The sequence below is a fragment of the Candidatus Laterigemmans baculatus genome (genome assembly GCF_010367455.1).
GTDB classification, from domain to species: Bacteria; Planctomycetota; Planctomycetia; order Pirellulales; family Pirellulaceae; genus Laterigemmans; species Laterigemmans baculatus.
This window is the reverse complement of record NZ_WRPR01000020.1, coordinates 14,601-32,036: the sequence shown is the minus strand read 5'-3', so window position 1 is coordinate 32,036 and position 17,436 is coordinate 14,601. Positions and strand designations below refer to the sequence as shown.

General features: G+C 65.6%; 14 protein-coding genes. 9 read left to right on the top strand and 5 right to left on the bottom strand.

Annotated elements, in window-relative coordinates; all coding sequences use genetic code 11:
* Positions 1-27: 27 nt before the first annotated feature.
* On the top strand, positions 28-1,218 hold the full coding sequence (locus GNK13_RS04285) for an amino acid aminotransferase (RefSeq protein ID WP_164101210.1): 1,191 nt from the start codon (positions 28-30) through the stop codon (positions 1,216-1,218).
* Positions 1,219-1,292: 74 nt separating this feature from the next.
* A complete protein-coding gene (locus GNK13_RS04280) occupies positions 1,293-2,621 on the top strand; it encodes a Gfo/Idh/MocA family protein (RefSeq protein WP_164101209.1) in 1,329 nt (442 codons plus the stop codon).
* 238 nt (positions 2,622-2,859) lie between these two features.
* Here the strand turns inward: GNK13_RS04280 and GNK13_RS04275 are convergent, their stop codons facing one another.
* Together GNK13_RS04275 and GNK13_RS04270 are read right to left on the bottom strand one after the other, a co-directional pair.
* Complete coding sequence (locus GNK13_RS04275) at positions 2,860-3,852, bottom strand: family 16 glycoside hydrolase (protein WP_164101208.1); 993 nt, start codon at positions 3,850-3,852, stop codon at positions 2,860-2,862.
* Between the two features lie 57 nt (positions 3,853-3,909).
* A complete protein-coding gene (locus GNK13_RS04270) occupies positions 3,910-5,175 on the bottom strand; it encodes a class I SAM-dependent methyltransferase (RefSeq protein WP_164101207.1) in 1,266 nt (421 codons plus the stop codon).
* A gap of 293 nt (positions 5,176-5,468) precedes the next feature.
* Between GNK13_RS04270 and GNK13_RS04265 the strand changes: the two genes are divergently transcribed.
* Positions 5,469-6,209, top strand: a complete 741-nt coding sequence (locus GNK13_RS04265; protein ID WP_164101206.1) for a DUF6690 family protein — start codon at positions 5,469-5,471, stop codon at positions 6,207-6,209.
* 42 nt (positions 6,210-6,251) lie between these two features.
* On the opposite strand, the gene GNK13_RS04260 is transcribed toward GNK13_RS04265, so the two are convergent.
* The gene (locus GNK13_RS04260) at positions 6,252-7,856 is read right to left on the bottom strand and encodes a PDZ domain-containing protein (RefSeq protein WP_164101205.1); all 1,605 of its coding nucleotides are present in this window, start codon (positions 7,854-7,856) and stop codon (positions 6,252-6,254) included.
* Between the two features lie 109 nt (positions 7,857-7,965).
* On the opposite strand from GNK13_RS04260, the gene GNK13_RS04255 reads away from it, so the two are divergent.
* Together GNK13_RS04255 and GNK13_RS04250 are read left to right on the top strand one after the other, a co-directional pair.
* Positions 7,966-9,051: a GNAT family N-acetyltransferase gene (locus GNK13_RS04255; protein WP_164101204.1), complete on the top strand. Its 1,086-nt coding sequence runs from the start codon at positions 7,966-7,968 to the stop codon at positions 9,049-9,051.
* A 478-nt stretch (positions 9,052-9,529) separates the two neighbouring features.
* Positions 9,530-11,212, top strand: a complete 1,683-nt coding sequence (locus GNK13_RS04250; protein ID WP_164101203.1) for a DnaA/Hda family protein — start codon at positions 9,530-9,532, stop codon at positions 11,210-11,212.
* 46 nt (positions 11,213-11,258) lie between these two features.
* Here the strand turns inward: GNK13_RS04250 and GNK13_RS04245 are convergent, their stop codons facing one another.
* Complete coding sequence (locus GNK13_RS04245) at positions 11,259-12,026, bottom strand: phosphatase PAP2 family protein (protein WP_164101202.1); 768 nt, start codon at positions 12,024-12,026, stop codon at positions 11,259-11,261.
* 282 nt (positions 12,027-12,308) lie between these two features.
* Here GNK13_RS04245 and GNK13_RS04240 point away from each other — a divergent pair, with 282 nt between their 5' ends.
* Positions 12,309-12,692 (top strand): heavy-metal-associated domain-containing protein, encoded by a 384-nt coding sequence (locus GNK13_RS04240; protein WP_164101201.1) that lies wholly within the window; start codon positions 12,309-12,311, stop codon positions 12,690-12,692.
* Positions 12,693-12,694: 2 nt separating this feature from the next.
* Complete coding sequence (locus tag GNK13_RS04235; protein ID WP_235934769.1) at positions 12,695-13,537, top strand: sirohydrochlorin chelatase; 843 nt, start codon at positions 12,695-12,697, stop codon at positions 13,535-13,537.
* Here the strand turns inward: GNK13_RS04235 and GNK13_RS04230 are convergent.
* Positions 13,453-14,673, bottom strand: coding sequence for a deoxyribonuclease I (locus tag GNK13_RS04230; RefSeq protein ID WP_164101200.1), 1,221 nt, complete (start codon positions 14,671-14,673; stop codon positions 13,453-13,455). The genes GNK13_RS04235 and GNK13_RS04230 overlap by 85 nt on opposite strands.
* Before the next feature lie 294 nt (positions 14,674-14,967).
* Between GNK13_RS04230 and odhB the strand changes: the two genes are divergently transcribed.
* Positions 14,968-16,266: a 2-oxoglutarate dehydrogenase complex dihydrolipoyllysine-residue succinyltransferase gene (gene odhB, locus GNK13_RS04225; protein ID WP_164101199.1), complete on the top strand. Its 1,299-nt coding sequence runs from the start codon at positions 14,968-14,970 to the stop codon at positions 16,264-16,266.
* A 23-nt stretch (positions 16,267-16,289) separates the two neighbouring features.
* On the top strand, positions 16,290-17,402 hold the full coding sequence (locus GNK13_RS04220; protein WP_164101198.1) for a Gfo/Idh/MocA family protein: 1,113 nt from the start codon (positions 16,290-16,292) through the stop codon (positions 17,400-17,402).
* Positions 17,403-17,436 lie beyond the last annotated feature (34 nt).

The following is a 17,436-nucleotide window of genomic DNA, read 5'->3' as shown; positions in this document are numbered from 1 at the left end:
TTCATTTTAGGCTTTGCTTGGAAATAGTTGGCTATGTTTGAAACGTTAACCGCGGCTCCTCCCGATTCGATTCTCGGTCTGAGCGAAGCGTTCAACCGCGATCCCAATCCGCGGAAAATCAACCTCAGCGTGGGGGTTTATCAGGACGCCGAAGGGCGGACGCCCGTGCTGCGGTGCGTCAAGGCGGCCGAGCAGCGATTGCTCGAGGGCGAGGCGACCAAAACGTACCTCGGCATCGACGGATTGCCCGACTATCGGCGGCACGTTCAAAAGTTGGTGTTCGAGGGTGCGATCGGTGCCGAACGAGTCGCGGTCGTGCAGACTCCCGGCGGGACCGGGGCGCTCCGCGTCGCCGCCGACTTTCTGGCTGATCTGCTCCCGGCCGCCAAGCTCTGGCATTCCAACCCGACCTGGGCCAATCACCCGGCGATCTTTGCCGCGGCCGGACTCGATGTCGAGACCTACCCCTATTTGAACTCGCAGCGGACGGGGCTCGATTTTGAGGCGATGCTCGACGCGCTGCAGTCCGGCCCTCGCTCCGGGGACGTGGTCCTGCTGCACGCCTGCTGCCACAATCCGACGGGCGTCGATCCGAGTGAGGAGCAGTGGCGGCAGATCGCCGACGTGCTCGCCTCCCGCGGACTGCTGCCGCTGGTCGACTTTGCCTACCAAGGGTTTGGCGAGGGTCTGAGCGAAGACGCCCGCGGCCTTCAGTTGCTGCTCGAGAAGTGCGACGAAGTGCTGGTGGCCAGCTCGTTCTCCAAAAACTTCGGGCTCTACTCCGAGCGCGTCGGCGCCCTCTCGTTGGTCGCCCGCGACAGCGATCAGGCGGCGGTGGGCATGAGCCAGCTGAAGCGGATCGTTCGCACCAACTACAGCAATCCGCCGCGGCACGGCGGTGCGGTCGTGGCCACGGTGCTCGACGATGCGGAGCTGACCGAGCTGTGGCATCAGGAGCTGGCCGAGATGCGCGAGCGGATCGCCGACATGCGGAGTGCGTTCGTCGAAGCGATGCGCACGCACGCACCGGATCGCGACTTTTCGTTCTTGCTGGACCAGAAGGGCATGTTCTCGTTCAGCGGTCTGAATCCGATGCAGGTCGATCGGCTCAAGAGCGAGCACAGCGTGTACATCGTCGGCAGCGGAAGAATCAACGTTGCGGGCATCACGCGGGCAAATTTGCAGCCCTTGTGTGAAGCGGTCGCCGCGGTGCTGTAAACTTTCTCCCGAGGGATTCGCGCCGTCGGTCCCGTCGTCCCGCCTTTTTTAAATCGCCTCGGGAGAAACACGCGATGACAACGCCATTGCCTCGGACCGATCGCCGCACCCTGCTCAAAGCCGGAGCGGCGATGGCTGCTCCGTTGTTCGTGCACTCGAGCCTCGGCCCCGCACGGGCCTGGGGCGCCGACGGTGCGGCACCGGCGAGTGAGCGAATCCGGATGGCGGCGATCGGCACCGGCGGCAAGGGCCGCCACAACGTCGGGGCGCTGCTCGCCTGCGGCGATGTCGACTTCGTGGGAGTCGCCGATGTCGACGCGGCCCACCGCGATCAAGCGGCTGCCGAGATCCAGACCAAAACGGGCAAGGCACCGGAAGTCGTCACCGGCGATTACCGCCAGCTGCTCGATCGCAACGACGTCGACGCGGTGGTCATCTCCACCCCCGACCACTGGCATGCCCTGGCCTCGGTCCATGCCGCACAGGCGGGCAAGGACATCTACTGCGAAAAGCCGCTGGCCAACAGCATTGGCGAAGGCCGCGCGATCTGCGAAGCGGTCGCCAAGCACCAGCGGATTCTGCAAACCGGCAGCCACGAGCGAAGCAATCCGAATGTCCGCCGGGCCTGCGAACTGGTCCGCTCCGGAGCCCTCGGGACGGTCCGCGAAGTCCGCATCAACATGCCGACCGAGCAGGAGCATCACCAGCGGGTGGCCAACTACGGAACGGCCCCCGCACCGACCGAGCCGCCGGCCGGACTCGATTACGACATGTGGCAAGGTCCCGCGGCGACGGTGCCCTACATCGCCGACCGGGTCCACTTCTGGTGGCGGTTCGTGCTGGCGTACGGTGGCGGCGAGATGACCGACCGGGGAGCCCACATCATCGATATCGCCCAGCTCGCTCTCGATCGCGACGCGACCGGTCCGACGAAGATCTACGCGGTCGGAAACCGTCCCCAAAACGGGCTCTACGATGCCTTCATGGATTACGTCTTCATCAACGAGTACGCCGACGGGCTGAAGATGATCGGCGTCGATGAAGGACCTCGCGGGGTGCGGTTTATCGGCGACAAGGGCTCGCTGTTCGTCCACGTCCACGGCGGCCAGCTCGAAGCCGAACCCGAATCGGTGCTCGCCCTGCCCGGTTCGGTGGAGGAAGGTCCGCTCGGACGAACCGAGAACCACCACCGCAACTTCCTCGACGCGGTCAAGAGCCGCGAACAACCCTTCGCTCCCCCGGAAGCCGGCCACCGCACCGCCACGATCTGTCACCTCAACAACATCGCGATGCGACTCGGGCGGCCGTTGCAGTGGGACCCCAAAAGCGAACGCTTCGAGAACGACGATGAAGCCAACGCGCTGGTGATGCCCGAGATGCGGAAGCCGTATCAGTTCGGGTGAGGGAGCTCTCGCAGGAGAGTTGGACGACACCCTCCCGCGGGAGGGTGGTGGTGGGCCATTTTCGTGAGCCGGGGGCTAGGCTCTGTCAGAAGACCCTGAGCCGACGGCGCTAGCCGCGGGTGCTGCAGCGAAAATTCCGGGGCTGCGAAGCCCGAGGCTAGCGCCTACGGCTCAAAAGACTGAAATCACTGGGTTTTCTGACCGGAGCCTACCGCCCGGCGGCTGATGTAATACTACTTCACTTCTGCACCACCCAGATGTTGCGGTAGACGACCGGGTTGCCGTGCCCTTGGAGGTACAGCGGCCCGGGGCTGTCGGCTTCCTGATACTTGCCCGGGGTGTGCTCGGGCAGTTCCAGGTTGTCGTGGATGACCACCCCATTGTGGCGGACGGTGATCTTCGCATTCGCGGTTTTCTTGCCGTCGGCTCCATAGCGGGCGGCAGTAAAGTCGATGTCATACGTCTGCCACTGCAGTGGCGGGTAGCACATGTTGACTTTCGGTTTGGCAACCTTATAAATCCCGCCGCACTCGTTGTCCTCTCCACTCAACCCGAACGAGTCGAGGACTTGGATCTCATAACGCCCTTGGATATACACACCGCTGTTGCCACGAGCTTGGCCTCGAGCGGTCGGTTTGAAGGGGGTGCGGAATTCAAGGTGCAGCGAGTGATCGCCAAACTTTTCTTTCGTCTCACAATTGGCGAGCAGTAGATCGTCCTGCACGATCTCACCATTCTCAAAAGCTTCGGCGGAACTCCCGTCAAACAAAACGAGAGCACCGGCCGGTGGTTTCTGACCCATCGTGGGACTGGTTCGTTCGATGCGATTGAGCTCGCCGCGGTCGACGCCATCCTCCGTGGTCGTGGGGATCAGCCGTCCGTCTTTGGTCAACCGCACGCTGAAGATGTCGGACTGGAACAACACCTCGTCGCCGCTCTGCTTGCCCTCGATCTCCACCCGTTCGGTGCTCGTGTCCCAGCCATCGCCTGGCAGCCCGCCGGCGTAGCCCACGAGCCGGAACATGTCGTTCCCGAGAGCGATCACTTGAGCTCCAAAGCGGGCCGCTTCTTTACCCGCTTGGCCGACGTACTCGCCTTGCAACGCGTAAGACGGCGGGACCTCGTCGGGATGGGTGTAGATGGGGTCTTCCCCGCGAACCGTCGCGGTGGTGGTCAACAATCCGAGGAACAAAGCGGTGGTGAGGCGACCGCTCCAGTGAGAAATCCGCATTGAGTTCAGCTCCAGCAAGAAGACAAACCGTGATGGACGAAAACGCTGCGGGGCCGATTATACATGCTTGACTCGTGTGCAACGCTCCGCCACCGCGGCATAAACCCGACCGCGATTCTCCACGCGACCGATCAGCAGCGTCAGGTTCCGCTCGCCGCTCCGCTCGCCGCCACGCCGTGCTTTTGGGAGCAGCCGTTTGCGGAGCGTTTCCGGCGCGAGCTCCACGCCGCGCACCTTAATCTCCAAACTGCCCACACCGAAATCGGCCAGCAGTCGGCGGAGCTTCTTCTCATCCATCGGCCCTTCCCAGAGCACTTGGAACGATTGATAGAGCGCGGGCGAGACGGCGTCACTGTTCGGTCGATCCTCAGCGGTGAGGAAACCGGCCGGCCCGCCAAGCGCGGCGAGTCCAAGTTGTTCGGCCATCGCCTCGGTCAGCCCCGCGGCTCGCACTGCGGGATCGAAATCGAACAGCCAGTTCCGCGGCCCCTCGGCAGCCGCGACCGCCGGTGCCGAGCGGTGCGAAGCGGTGAAAGTGTGCGCGGCTCCGATGTCCTCCACCGAGCTGCCGCGCCCGACAACGGTCGCCACGCGGGTGCCTGCGGGCAACTCCGCGGCGAACCACACGACCTGCTGTCGGCAGCTTCCTCCTTGGCTGATCCACTCTCGAGCTCCCTCGCGGCTCCACCGCTCCGGGACATCGGCCGCCGGAGCGAGCTTGATCGCTCCTCCCGCGGCGCGGTCCAGCACGGCCTCGATCGTCGACGCCGGAGGCTCGCTGCGGTGCGGGTCCGCAACCCGCCGCTCGCCGGGGCGACGGTCGGGATCGACGTGGATCCAACTCCCCGCCGAGATGCCTTGCGGGTCCACCGCCTGGCAGACCACCGCCGCGGAGGTGGACCCTGACACGGTTAAGTTATGCGCGGCCAAGCGACAGATCAGCGGATCGCGGTCGACGGCGATGAGCGGCCCGCGGCGGGCCAACGCGAGCGCATCGCCGCCGATCCCGCAACACAGATCCCAGACCGCCGCGCCCGCAGGAAACCGGGACGCCTTGTAGTCCGCGATGTGACGGTCGGTCGACTGCTGGAGCCCCCGATCGGTGACCAGCAGACCGTCGATCCCGAGCTTCTCGTGGGCAGCTTTGCGGAGCGCCGCGGTCGCGACCAGCCATTCGGATGCAGTCCGCCCGAGTCGGTTTCGCAGTCGCTGCAACTGAGCGGGCGAGAGGGGCAACTCGCCGCGCACCCGCTCCGCCTCCCGCCGTCCAGCGGCGCTCGAGAGCCAAGTGACCGCCTGCAAATCGGAATGCTGGTCGTTCATCATTTCGTCAGCCGCCTTCCATAGTCGCCTTTCGCTCCGCGAAAGTAGCGATTCTGCGCAACTTTCGCGGAGCGAAAGGCGACTATGGTGGAGAGTCGCGGATCCACGCTACTTTCGCGGAGCGAAAGGCGACTATGGGGCGAAAGGCGACTATTGTGCATGATCGCGGTTCTAGGGGTTGGAGCTAACGCGCCGACGATCCGGTCCGGCGTGCCGCGAGGCAAGCCGACGAGCCCGCAGCGTCGATGAAAGGATTGCCCGTTCCTCCCCCCCTCACCGACAGTGGATCCATCATGATGCGTCGCATGGCCGCCGCTGGAATCATCGCCACCGCCGTGGGTGGACCATACGTGGTCACGGAAACCGAAGTCGGTCGTTCATTGTCCGGCCAAGTGCGAAGTGTGGTAGGGAGCGCCTCGGACGGCACGCTGCTCGCGTCCACGGAGGAGAACGCTCACCAGACGACGGAAAAATTGTGGGACCGGCGCATCGGCTCTCGCGATCTCGATAAGTTCGCTGAGTCGGGCACGCAGCGGATCGCGGGCGGACCGGTCGCCGACTTCCGCGACGTGCTGCGGTTCGACATCTCGCCGAACTGGGTCGCCGAGCACTTTTCTCGCGTCACGACCGTGCTCTCGGACCTGCGGCTCGAAGGGCTTCGCGTCCCGATCGTCACCGGAACGCAGACCGACGACGTCGCCGGAACGGTCACCTATTATTTCCGCCCCGACCACCGGTTGCAGCGGGTCTGCCTGCACGGGTTCACCGGCGACCCGACGCGGCTGGTCGAGACGATGACGAACTACTACGGCATGAAGCCCCGTCCGACACTCGAGGCGGGGGTCTACACGATCGATTGGAACGGCGGACCGACGAGCGTCTTGAAAGTCAGTCGGGCACCGATCTTATACGCCGATGCGACGCGGGCCCAACATACCGTCTTCCTCGAACTCAATCAGCCCGACCTCGAGTACGGATTGAGCCACGAAGCGGCCAAGATCGTCGGCTCCGACTGGTCGACGGGCCGCTGGTAAGACGGGCCGCTGGTAAGAATGGGCCGCTGGTAAGACCGTCTCCTACGGCTGCGGCTGTTCCGCTTCGAGCTCCGCGAGGCGACGCTCGAGTACGTCGATCCGCCGCTGCATCGCCTGGATTTTATCCAACAGCTGACGGATCTCCTCGGGACCCTCGGCCGGCAGCGGCACGAACTCGGCCGTGCCTGCCTCAGGCCTGACCGACCCCTCAGGCTTGACCGACGTCTCGCGCGGCGGCGTCGTTTCCTCCTCGGGCGGAGCGGGAGACTCCATCGGCGGTGCAGCGAATGCACCGGCCGCTGGCGGCGACGGTTCGGTCGACGGGACCGGAGTCAGGGGGCCTGCCGACTCGGGAGGAGCGGAAAAGGGAGGACGCTCGCTGCCGCTCTGCGGTGCTGGCTGAGGGGCTGGCTGAGGGGCTGGCTGGGGGGCTGGCTGGGGGACTGGCTGGGGGGCGAGGCTGGCCGGTGGAGCGTCCGGTGGAGGCAGGTCGCTCGGTGGCGGTACGAGATCCTCGGGAGTGGCTAGATCCTCGGGAGTGACTGGTTCGCCAGGTGTGGCGAGCGGATCGTCACCGCCGGTGGTCGCTGGCGGCGCGGCAGCCCCACCGAACATTCCTCCGATCGCCTGTCCCAATCCTCCGAGCAGTCCGGTGGGCGGAGTGCTTGCCGCCCCCGCACCCCCGGCGGCTCCGCTGGGCGGGCCTAACCGCGCCCCGCCCGGCGTTCCCGGAGTGGCTGCCGCGGCGGCCAGCCCGTCGGCTCCGGCCAAGCGGAGGGGCATCCGTATCAACGATTCGCCGCGGTAGAAACTGATCTCGATCTGCTGTCCCGGAACGGTCGCCCCGATCTCTTCGATCAGACCCGCGGCGCTCTGAACCACGCGGCCGTCGATCGCCACGATCACGTTGCCGGGTTGAATCCCGAGCAACTCGGCGGGTGAACCCGGGGCGACCGCCACGACGACCGCTCCCCGCCGCACCGGCACTCCGGCTCCCGGAGGCGTGGTCGACGGGTTCTCGACAGTCACTCCGATTCTCCCTGAGCCGCTCGGGGGACGCTCGACCACCGAGGGGCGGCGGGAATTCTCGTCCATTGCACCCGGACCCGCTGCACCGAAATTGTCCGCTGAGCGGGGGCTTTCGACTGCATCGCGTCTTCCGCCTGCATCAGCTGGGGCGAACACGACCTGGAGTTCGAGCTGCGAATCGCCGCGGCGGATCGCGAGCCGCAGGTCATCTCCGGCGCGCTTCGTCTGCAGGACCGAGCTGATGTCGGCGATCTCGCTCACCGGGCGGCCATCGGCGGTGAGAATCACGTCGCCGCTTTGCAATCCCGCGGCGGCGGCGGGGGTTCCCGGACGGACTCCGTTGACGACCACCTCGTAGGGCAATCCCGCACCCCGCTCTTCGGCTTCCAATCCGAGCCGGGGAGGGGCGTTGGCTGGGAGCGCATCGTCAGCGGGCTGCAGCGGAGGCGACTGGAGGTTCGGGGGGGCGGTCGGCTGCGGAGCTTGTTCGCCGCTGAGCCGCTCGCGGACGCGGTTCTCCAAGCGATCGGGCAGGCTCTGCGAGCGAGCCGGAGCGGCCGGCAGGAGTCCCGTGGCGATCGCGACGGAAAGAGAGAACAGAGGGAAGCGTTTGTGCATCGCACCGATCCGACGGTAAGTATTGCGGCAGAGACGTTGGCATATTCTAACGGTCGAACCGCCAGCGACGATTCCCCCCTGCTCGCGACGATTCCCCCGGAACGCGAAGATGCCGCCACCTGCAAGTCCCCCACCTGGAAGCCCGCTTGGACAATTCCCCACCCGCGAATCTTGGCTCGCCCAGCCGGCGGGACTCGGACGGTTGCCCGAATTGGCGACCCTGGCACTCGCTGCGGCTGGAGAGGACCGCAAGCGGATCGTCCTCTCGGTGCTGACTGACTTGCTCCGCCGCTCGGCCGGCAGCGACCTGTTTCTGGAGGAGTTGGTCGCCGGGCAAGGCGGAGGCGAGGGCTCGACCGTGGCCGCCGCGGTGGCAATCCGCACTGCCGCCGACTCCGCTTCGCTGGTCGCCCTCGGCACGCAGCCCGGACTCGCCGCCGAGGATGAATCGGCCGCTCTTCGGCAATTGCTCGGCGAACTGCATCGGCGGCTGGCTGAGGCTGGCGTAACCTTTGTTCAGGCGATGCGGGAGCCCGAAGGCGAGCAGCGGGCGTTAGGCGAGCAGCGGGCGTTAGGCGCTGGCGGTTACGAATGCTTGGCGACCCTCGACTACTTGGTCGCTTCGGCCCGCCTCACCGCGTCAGCTTCCGCCGCTCCAGTGGGCGAGCCGCTCGGCGCGATTCCCTTTGAACAATTCTTTGCCAGTGCCGCGGCCCGTGAGGGGTTGGCCGCACTGGTCGAGGCGACCTACGTAGGCTCGCTCGACTGTCCCCAAATGGAACGCTTCCGTTCGGCCGCGGCGATGCTCGACACCTACCGCAGTTCACCCGAGCACGATCCGGCGGATTGGCTGGTGCTGGTCGACGCTCGGGATTGCCCCCTCGGGTGCCTGATTGCTACGCCCCACGTTGCGGCGGGGACACTTGAGATCACCTACATGGGGCTGGTGCCCGAGGCGCGTGGCTTGGGTCATGCCGCATCGATACTCGAGCGGGCTTGGGATGCGGCCGAGCGGCATGGGGTGCCGCAGCTGACGCTGGCGGTCGACCGTGCAAATCGCCCAGCGGTTAAGCTCTACCAACGGCATGGGTTCGAGCGTCTGATGAGCGAGACCGTCTGGGGTCGCGAGCTGAATTTGGAGTCGGAATCCGCTGCGGGGGGCAAACGGGCGACGCGGGGGGACGTGAAGGTTTAGTTGATCCGTAAGTGCTTTGTAGTGAACGGCTTGCGGTTTCTCGTTTCCGCTCCGGCCGCGCTCGATCGGCAACCGCCGACAGCTTTTCCACCGGCCGTCAAAGTAGATTTGAGTTCCCGGCGGGCGGGCGCCGACGATGAAGAAACCTAGGAATCGAACCATTCTCAGCCGCGTGGAGCAGGAACCGGTTCGGCCCTTCCGAGGCTCGGTTTGACTTCAATGCTAGCTAACTTAGAATCCGGCCCGTTCGCTGATTGCTCGACGGGAAAGCGATGCCCGGACCACAGCCGCAGGAATCGCGGAGCAGGCCCCCAGTGGCCGCTTCTGGCGGTCACGGGGTGAGTCGCTGAGAGGATGGCTTCCGCTCGCTTTGCTGCCGGTTTGCGCCGGCCCCGTTGGAGTTTGTCTGATAGCTGCCAAAGTAAGCCACGAGGGAAGGTGCGCTACCGCTATGCCCGCGTCGGAAAAGTCAGGTGGCATGGATGTCGCTGTTGAAATTCAGGATGCTTTGATCCGGCGTTTGGGTGCCGACCGCTATGCGTTGTGGTTCAACGATCAGGTGCGGCTGCAGTTTGCTGGCGACGCGTTGACGGTTACCGCGGAGAATGAATTCGCGGTCGCTCGACTGCGGAAACGTCTGCTCGGCGATCTCAAGGCGGCCGCCGGTGAAGTGCTCGGTGCGGGCGTCTCGGTCCGGCTGCAGGTGGCGGCTGAGGAACCGACGACCGCCGCTGACGGCGACGCATCCGCGGACGATGGCTCCGCAATTGGCGGCGCAGCAGAAGATGCGGCGGCGAGCGATGGCGATGCTGCAGTGGGGCGGGAGCCGCTCGGTGGCGAAGGAGCTGGCCGTCGGGCGGGACGCCAGCGGGCCCTCCGCTCGACAGCCGGAGGAGACGGTTCGGGGCTGTCGACGCTCGGCACGCTGGCCAGCAGTGCTCACGGCCGTGGGGGAGCGAAGCGAGGGGCTGGGGCCGCGAAAAACGCCGCCGGCCGCGGCGGCGCGGCGGCCCGGTTCGGCCGCGGAGCCCGCTCCGCCTCGGCCAAGCCCGAGCATCCGCTGCGGATGGTCTCGGCTGATTCGTCCGAGGAGAGTCCAGCGGAATCGACCACCCCCCGGTCGCCGCTGGCGGGTGCATCGGCTGGAACGTTCTCGGTCGGCGACTGCAATCGGCTGGCGTTCACCGCCACGCGGATGGTGATCGAAGAACCGGGATCGGTTTCGCCGCTGTTCTTTTGGGGACCGGCAGGAACGGGCAAGACGCATCTGCTGGCGGCGATCCGCAACGAGCTGCGGCGGCGGCACCAGCTCCGGCGGGTCGTGATGCTCTCGGCCGAGCAGTTCACCAACGACTTTACCGGTGCCGTGCGGGGCAGCGGGTTGCCCGGGTTTCGCCGCCGCTACCGGGATGTCGATGCGTTGCTGATCGACGACGTCCAGTTCGTCGGCGGCAAGCGGGCGACGCTTCGTGAACTGCTCTACACCGTCGATTCGCTGCTGCGTGGACGCTGCCAGCTGGCCTTTACCGCCGACCGTCCGCCGCTCGATCTGGAAGGGCTCAACGAAGAACTGGCCGGTCGGATGGCTGGCGGGATGGTGTGCGCCCTGCGGCCGCTCGACCGGGCGACGCGTCGCGGGGTGCTGCAGTCGATGGTCGAGCGGACCGGGACCGAGGCTTCGGCGGAGGTGCTCGACCGCTTGGCCGACGAGCTGGCCGGTGACGCGCGGATCCTCTCCGGCGCCGTCCATCACTTGCACACCCTCGGCCAGATGATCGGTCGGCCGGCGACTTGGGAAGAGCTGCAGCAGTCGGCACCGGAGTTGATTTCCGCAGGCCGTCCGGCGGTCAACTTGGGAGATATTCAGAAAGCCGTCTGCGATATGTTCGGCCTGCCCAGCGGCTCGCTTCGCTCGCGCGGCCAGCAGCGAGCGGTCAGCCAACCGCGGATGCTGGCGATGTATTTGGCCCGGCAGTACACCCGCGCCGCCTACAGCGAGATCGGCGACTACTTCGGCAATCGCAGCCACAGTACGGTGATCGCGGCGACCAAGCGGGTCGAGAACTGGATCGCCGACAGCGCCCCGGTCCAGCGAGGCAGCAGCACGCTGCAGACCCGCCAAGCGATCGAAGCGATCGAGAACCTGCTGCGAACCGGCTAGAGAGTCGCCTTTCGCTCCGCGAAAGTAGCGCCCGGCGCCCTCCCGCTTACGCCGCACGGTTCCGGATGTAGGCTTCCTTCTGCCGTTCGAACCCGTGCCCTTGCGGTTCGATGTGGTCGAACAGCGCTCCGAGGAAGCGGGGGCTGAGGCAGATGTAGGTCCAGAACAGGCCGATTGCCAACCCGCCCATCAAGTCGCTGGCGAAGTGGGCGTAGGAGGTCATCCGCTCGGTCATCGACAACCCCAGCAGCAGCGCGAACATGATCCGTCCGCGGGGGAACAGCAGGCACAGCCCAATCGTCAGCCCGGTGGCGATCGCCGTATGACCGCTCGGGAAGGACCGCATGCTGGAGTCGAAAATGGCGACGTGATCGAGCGTCCAGTCGAATGACCACTGCCACGCCGCATCGTAGGGAGCCGTGTTCAGATTCAGTCGGTTCGGGCGGCCGCGGAGGACGAACATTTTAACGATCATCGCAACCGCTCCGCTGCCGAACGCGAGGGTCGCCAAACGCGGAATGCACCAGCGTTTGCGAGGCGCCAAGTAGAGGATCAGCATCAGCGTGATGATCACGCCGATCCCGTGGGCATAGACTTCGGTCAGCTCGATCGTCTTGCTCAAGTCGCCGGGCATGGGGCGACCGCCGAGCCACCGCGAGACCGAGACGTCGAACAGCGTCGAGACGGGGACCAGAGCTGCCGTCAGCAATGTGGCCAGCAGCAGCGGGACTCGCAATCGACCTCGCTCTATGCGATCGGGGCTGCCATCGTAGATTCGCAGATCGGCTTGCGGCCGGAGGGGTTCCGTAGTCACTTGGCTCTTCCATGAGCGTTTGCGCAGCGGACCGCGGCGGAGGACCCCGCCGCTTCCACTGCGACCGTAGCACATCCGGAGGGAAACTTCCAAGATCGGTCGGCGCATCGACGGGCGGAGGCAAGCCCTTGACCGGTGGCTGCCGCGGAGGTCACGATTGAGTACCGGAAGATTGAGCCGGCACGGGCAACGCTTTGACGGTTGCCGCGTTTGTTCCTCCCACCGCTGGCGGCGCTGAGCGGCGAGCGAACCGTACCCCTCCGCAACAACGGATATTTTGCGATGCGCTTTTTGGTCTACCTCGTTGCCGTTTTGGTCGCTGCCGGCATCGTGTTTTACCTCGGTGGCAGCCGAACGCCCGAAACGGCCCTGCAGGCAACCCCCGCGACGGCCGATGGGCCCGCGACGGTCGATGCGGGCACCGTAGAGACCGTCAACCTCCGGGTGCCCGACATGCACTGCCCGATGGCCTGCTACCCTTCGGTGAAGAAAGCGCTGGAAGCGGAAGCAGGTGTCCAGAAAGTCGATCTGGTCGAGCAGAAAGAAGAGGGATTGATCGACAATCCGGTCGTGATCATCGAGCACGATGCGGCGTTTGACGTCGACCAGGCGGTCGCCCGGCTCGAGAAGATCGGCTTCAAAGGCGCGACGGTCGCCTCCAAGTAACGTTGGACGGCGAACGGGAGGGGCTGTTGCTGGTCGGGCACGGCACCCGCGATCAGGAGGGGACCGAGCAATTCTTTGCCTTGGCGGAGCTCCTCGCCGAGCAAGTCGCGCCGCAACCGGTCGAACCCTGTCTGCTGGAGTTGCAGCCTCCGACGATTGGCGAGGCTTGGAGTCGGCTCGTTGCCCGCGGGGCGAGGCGGGTGGCCGTCTGTCCGTTGCTGCTGTTCACCGCCGGGCACGCCCGCCGCGACATACCGGAAGCGGTCGCCGCGGCGGCCGCTCGCACGCCGGGAGTCGAGTACGCGTTCGCTCGGCCCCTGTCGCGGCACGGCGAAGTGATCGCGGTAGTGGTCGAGCGGCTGACCGAGTCGCTGCGGACTCCGTTCCTGCTGCCGGCGGCTCGAACCGCGATCGTGATGGTGGGCCGCGGCAGCTACGATCCGTGCGCCCGCAGCGATATGCAGGTCCTCTCGGCGGTCGTCGCGCGGCGAGTGCCGGCGGCTCGGGTGGAGACGGCGTTCTACGCGATGGCCGAGCCCCGCTTGCCAGCGGTGCTCGAAGAAGTGGCGGCAGATCGGGCCATCGATGCGGTCATCGTCCAGCCGCATCTGCTGTTCGCCGGTCGGCTCTACCAGGCGATCGAGCGGCAGGTGCAGGAAGCTGCGGCAAAACATCCACGGATCGAGTTTCGCACCAGCGGCTATTTGGGGCCCGACCGGCGGATCGCCGCAGCGCTCCGCGGCAGGATGGAATCCTGCACTCAATCCCCTTCGCTCGGAGTGAATTCGCCGAACACGGGCAGATGGGGGGACAGCTCTTCGGCCTCGGCCGACGTCAGATTGTAGAGCCGAAGGAAGTCGATCACGCCGCCGCGGCCCAGGTATTCGGTCGTGGTCCGCTTGGGCAGGATCAAGTTGGAGAGCTGGTAGCGGGCAAAGATATCGGTGGGCGTCGCTCGGACGGCAGCCTCGCTGGCCTCGCCACCGAGTTCGGCCACCAATTGTCGGTCGTCCGCTTGCAGCATTCCGCACAGCAGCAAGTCGTCCTCGCCGCGACCATCGGCCGCCACCGCTGCCATGAGTTCACCGAGCAGCGGCACTTCCTGGGACGCCCGCACGGTGTCGACGCGAAAGTTGACGAGGCTGAACGTCCATGCGCGTCCCGGCGGCAGTCCGCGGGTGCGAAACCAGCCGACCAGCGGGTCGTAGGAGACTTGCTCGCCTGGATCGGCGACCGTGTACAACTGGCCGCGATCGGTCTCGATCCGCTCGGTATCGAACAGGAAGGCGTACTGCTCGCCGAGGGCCCGCCCCTCCTCGCCCGGCGGGCTGACGACGGGCCCGAGCAGGAAATCATACTTGCGGCCGGTCCGGTTCACGTGCTCGACCAGCCGCGGCAATAGGTCTCGTTCGGGCGTCGTGATCTGCTGCAGGGCGAGTACGTCGAACTGGCGTGCCAGCCGCGCAAAGAGATCGGCCACGTGCGGTTTGGCGAGCTTGTCGCGACCAAAGCCGGCGAGCGCCCAACTTCCGACGCGAATCGAGCCCGCTCGGCCGGCGGCGACCCTCGCTGGCCCCCCCGCTTCGCTCCCGCGGCTGCTTGGGCCAAGGCTGTGGCTGACCATGTTGGCGGTGGTCCCCTTCACGTCGAGCCCCCCGCCGCTCGTACTGGGCAGCCCGCCCGCTGAGCGGTGGAGAGAGGAACCGGAAGCGGATGAGCCGGGATGAGCTGAACTGGGAAACAGGGAACCGGGGTACAGTGAACTGGCCGCCGGAGTGCTGCCGGGGCGACGGGTGCTCTCGGAGAGGAACGCATCGAGCGCGTGGTCGTCGGGCTCGTGCGGAGCCATGCTCTTGGGACGGACTGCGATTTGGTCCAGCCCTTCGATTTCAAAGTTCCGCACGAATGCCCATCCCCCGGCTGCGAGCAGCAGGGCGGCGAGGGCTTTTCCGATCGGGCTTTTCTTGGCGTTTTCGCTCATGACCGCTTCGTTCCGAGAGGCATCCGTTCTCGTTACTTCGGACAGGGCGGCGGTGAGTTGAAATCAATGTCCGCCGAGCGGAGGGTGCCGACCGGTTCGTCCTCCGGCCATGCCGGTCGCAGCGATCGCGCCGGTGGCATCGATTGCAGGAGGCTTGAGGCGGAAGGGCCAATTTTGGCAGCCCCGGCCTGCTGACAGAACCTTGGCTGGGGTTGTATTCTGGAGGCCTCGACTTTTTCCGGTTGATCGCTACCGGTTCGCGTCCTCCTCCCCCAACCCTACCAGCAGCTTGTGATGGTCGAAGTCAAGGTTCCGCAAGTCGGCGAGTCGATCAGCGAAGTCCAGATCGGACAGTGGCTTAAACAAGAGGGAGACTGGGTCGCAGCTGGCGATGATCTAGTCGACATCGAGACCGAAAAAGCTTCGGTTCAGGTTCCGGCGCCCGAAGCGGGGTTTCTCCGCAATATCCGCGTGCCGGCCGATGAATTCGCAGCCGTGGGAGACACGATCGCGGAGATTGAGCCCGCTCCGCAGCCGGCCGGCGGCTCGACTGCGCCCCCCTCGGCTCCGGCAGCAACTCCCGAGAGAGCCGCAGCTCCCGAGCCGGCTCGCGGGGCCGAGCCCGCTCCGACTCCCGCTCCGCACCGGGCGGCTGAAAGCAACGGTGCGGAGGAGCCGATCGTCATGCCTGCCGCACAGCGGTTGCTCAGCGAGCATGGGCTGCGGGCCGAGCAAGTCCCGGCGAGTGGCCCAGGAGGACGGTTGCTTAAAGAAGACGTGGTGGCGTTCGTGGGAGCTGGCGGAGCGGCGGCCGCTCCATCGGCTCCGGCTCCCGCAGGAGGCGGCTTGGTCGCTGCGGCCAGCGGTGCCTCGCTGGTGACCGCCGGAAGCCAACGGGGCGAAGAAGTCAAGCCGATGAGCATGATCCGGCGGACGATTGCCGCCCGCTTGGTCGAGGCTCAACAAACTGCCGCCCTGCTGACGACTTTCAACGAAGTCGACATGGGGCCAGTGATGGAGCTCCGCAAGAAGTACAAAGACGTGTTCGTCGAGAAGCACGGCGTCAAACTCGGCTTCATGTCGTTCTTCGCCAAAGCCGTGGTCGAGGCGCTCCGACGGTTCCCGGCGGTCAATGCCGAGATTCGCGGCAACCACGTCGTCTATCGTCACTACTACGACATCGGAATCGCCATCGGAGGCGGCAAGGGGCTGGTCGTCCCGGTCGTTCGCAACGTCGAGCAAATGAGCTTTGCGGACATCGAGCGGGCGATCGCCGACTACGGCCGGGCCGCCGCCGAGAACCGTATCAACCCACAAGACCTCGAGGGGGGTACGTTCACGATCTCCAACGGTGGCGTGTATGGCTCGCTGCTGAGCACGCCGATCGTCAATCCGCCGCAAAGCGGAATTCTGGGTCTGCACGCGATCCAGGATCGTCCGATGGCAGTCAACGGTCAGGTGGTGATCCGGCCCATGATGTACCTGGCCCTGACCTACGACCACCGAATCGTCGACGGTCGCGAGGCGGTCAGCTTCCTGCGGACGATCAAAGAAACGATCGAAGATCCGGCTCGCCTGTTCCTGGAAGTCTAGTCTCCTCGTGAAAGCACCTATCGATGTCGCAGAAGGCCCGCGTCGCTTTGGTCGGTCTAGGTTTTGGCGCCGAGTTCATTCCGATCTATCAGGCGCATCCGGACGCTGAAGTCGTCGCGATCTGCCAGCGGAATGAGCAGAAGCTGAACGCGATCGGAGATCAGGCGGGAATTGCACGGCGGTACACCTCCTACGCCGAGGTGCTGGCCGATCCGGACGTCGACTTTGTGCACATCAACAGTCCGATTCCCGATCATGCCTCGATGTCGATCGCGGCCCTCGAGGCGGGCAAGCACGTGATGTGCACCGTGCCAATGGCGACGACGATCGAGGACTGCCAGCGGATCTGCGAACTGGTCGCCCGCACGGGGCTGAAGTACATGATGGCCGAAACGGTCGTCTACAGCCGCGAGTTTCTCTTTCTCAAGGAGATGTACGAGAGCGGCGAACTGGGCAAAATCCAGTACTTAGCGGCCAGCCACCCTCAGGATATGGACGGCTGGCCCGAGTACTGGGAGCGAATGATTCCGATGCACTACGCGACCCACGTCGTCAGCCCGGTGCTCGGGCTGGTCGGGGGGCGAGCGGAGGTCGTTTCCTGTTTCGGCTCAGGCACGATCCGCGACGAGCTGATCGCCAAGAGCGGCAATCGCTTTGCGGTCGAAAGCTGCCATCTCAAAATCAAAGATTCCGACATCGCTGCCCATCTGTGGCGATTTCTGTTTGACACCGCGCGACAATACCGCGAGAGCTTTGACGTCTACGGGACCAAGAAGAGCTTCGAGTGGGCGCTGGTCGAGGGCGAACCGCACATCATTCATACGGCGAAAAAGCCCGAACCGGAGATTCCCGAGCGGATCACCGTTCCCGACTACGCCCATCGCCTGCCGGAGCCGATTCGCAAGTTCACGCAATCGATCCAAGACGCCGAGCACCTCAGCTTTGTCCAAGGAGGCGGGCACGGCGGTTCACATCCCCACCTGTGCAACGAGATGGTCCGGGCCGTGCTCGACGATCGCGACCCGTGGCCCAACGCGACGATGAGCGCAAACTGGACCTGCGTCGGAATTTGCGCCCACCAAAGCGCCCTCAACGGAGGCGAGCTGGTGCGCCTCCCCCAATTCACCCTCGAGTGACCTGCATTCACCCTCGAGTGAAATGCATTCACCG